At 74.6% G+C, this 1,769-nt stretch carries 1 protein-coding gene; it reads left to right on the top strand.

Annotated features, from left to right (window positions below; all coding sequences use genetic code 11):
* A partial coding sequence (locus tag MXD58_RS26915) for a type I polyketide synthase (protein WP_250610620.1) occupies positions 1-1,769 on the top strand: 1,769 nt, incomplete at both ends.

Genomic DNA, 1,769 nt, shown 5'->3' with positions numbered 1-1,769 from the left:
GCGCTGGCCGGTCGCCTCGCGGGGCTGGCCGAGGCGGAGGCGACGGCGGTGCTGGTCGAGCTGGTGCGCACGGAGGTCGCGGGCGTGCTCGGGCACGCGGGTCTCGCCGCGGTGCCGGCCGACCGGGCCTTCTCCGGCCTGGGGCTGGATTCGCTGACGGCCATCGAGCTGCGCAACCGGCTCAACACGGTGTCCGGTCTGCGGCTGCCGGCGACCCTGACCTTCGACCATCCGACTCCGGCTGCCGTCGCCGAGCTGCTGCGCGTCGAGCTCGTCGGGGCGTCCCCGGCGCGCCGCGGCGCCACCAGAACATCCCGGCGCCGGGACGCCGACGAGCCCATCGCGATCGTTGGCATGGCCTGCCGCCTGCCCGGCGGCGTCACCACCCCCGAGGACCTGTGGGACCTCGTCGCCACCGGCACCGACGCCATCAGCGGCTTCCCGGTGAACCGCGGCTGGAACCTCGACGAGCTCTACGACCCCGACCCCGACGCGCTGGGCAAGTCCTACACCCGCCACGGCGGTTTCCTGCACGACGCCGCCGATTTCGACGCCGAGTTCTTCGGCATCGCCCCGCGGGACGCCCTGGCCACCGATCCGCAGCAGCGCCTCCTGCTGGAGATCGCGTGGGAGGCGATCGAGCGCGCCGGAATCGACCCGACGTCGCTGCGCGGCTCCAGCACCGGCGTGTTCGCCGGCGTGATGTACCACGACTACCTGGCGCGGGTGCACGCCGTGCCGGCGGGGCTGGAGGGGCATCTGGGCAACGGCAACGCCGGCGCGATCGCCACCGGCCGGATCTCCTACACGTTCGGCTTCGAGGGGCCGTCGGTCACGATCGACACGGCGTGCTCGTCGTCGCTGGTCGCCCTGCACCTCGCCACGCAGGCGCTGCGCTCCGGCGAGTCGGACCTGGCGCTGGCCGGCGGGGTGGCGCTGATGGCGTCTCCGGCGGCGTTCGTGGACTTCTCCCGCCAACGGGGCCTGGCCGTCGACGGACGCTGCAAGGCGTTCTCCGCCGCCGCCGACGGCACCGGCTGGGCCGAGGGCGCCACCATGCTTCTGCTCGAACGCCTCAGCGACGCCCAAGCCAACAACCATCCCATCCTCGCCGTCGTCCGCGGCAGCGCCGTCAACCAGGACGGCGCCTCCAACGGCCTCACCGCCCCCAACGGCCCGTCCCAGCAACGCGTCATCACCACGGCGCTGGCCGGCGCCCGGCTGCGCCCCACCGACGTCGACACCGTGGAGGCGCACGGCACCGGCACCCCGCTGGGCGACCCGATCGAGGCCCAGGCCCTGCTCGCCACCTATGGCGCGGACCGGCCTGACGACCAGCCCCTGTGGCTCGGCAGCCTGAAATCCAACATCGGGCACACCCAGGCCGCCGCCGGCGCCGCCGGCATCATCAAGATGATCATGGCGATGCGGCACAGCACCCTGCCGCCGACCCTGCACGCCGACGCGCCCAGCCCGCACGTCGACTGGTCCACCGGCACCGTCCGCCTGCTCACCGAGGGCCGCGCCTGGCCCGACACCGGCCGCCCCCGCCGCGCCGCCGTCTCCTCGTTCGGCATCAGCGGCACCAACGCCCACGTCATCCTCGAACAGGCCCCGGACGAGCCGAGCGACCAACCGTCGGCCACGAGCACCGCCCCAACCAGCGCGCACGCCGTCCTCGCCGACCCGGCCACGGTGCGCATCGGCGGCGCCGCGACGCTGCCCTGGATCCTGTCGGCCCGCACGCCGGACGCGTTGCGGGCGCAGGC

This window comes from Frankia sp. AgKG'84/4 (assembly GCF_023242965.2).
Lineage (GTDB): Bacteria > Actinomycetota > Actinomycetes > Frankiales > Frankiaceae > Frankia.
Note: the sequence above shows the minus strand (reverse complement) of the source record. Positions and strands in the feature narration are given on the sequence as shown.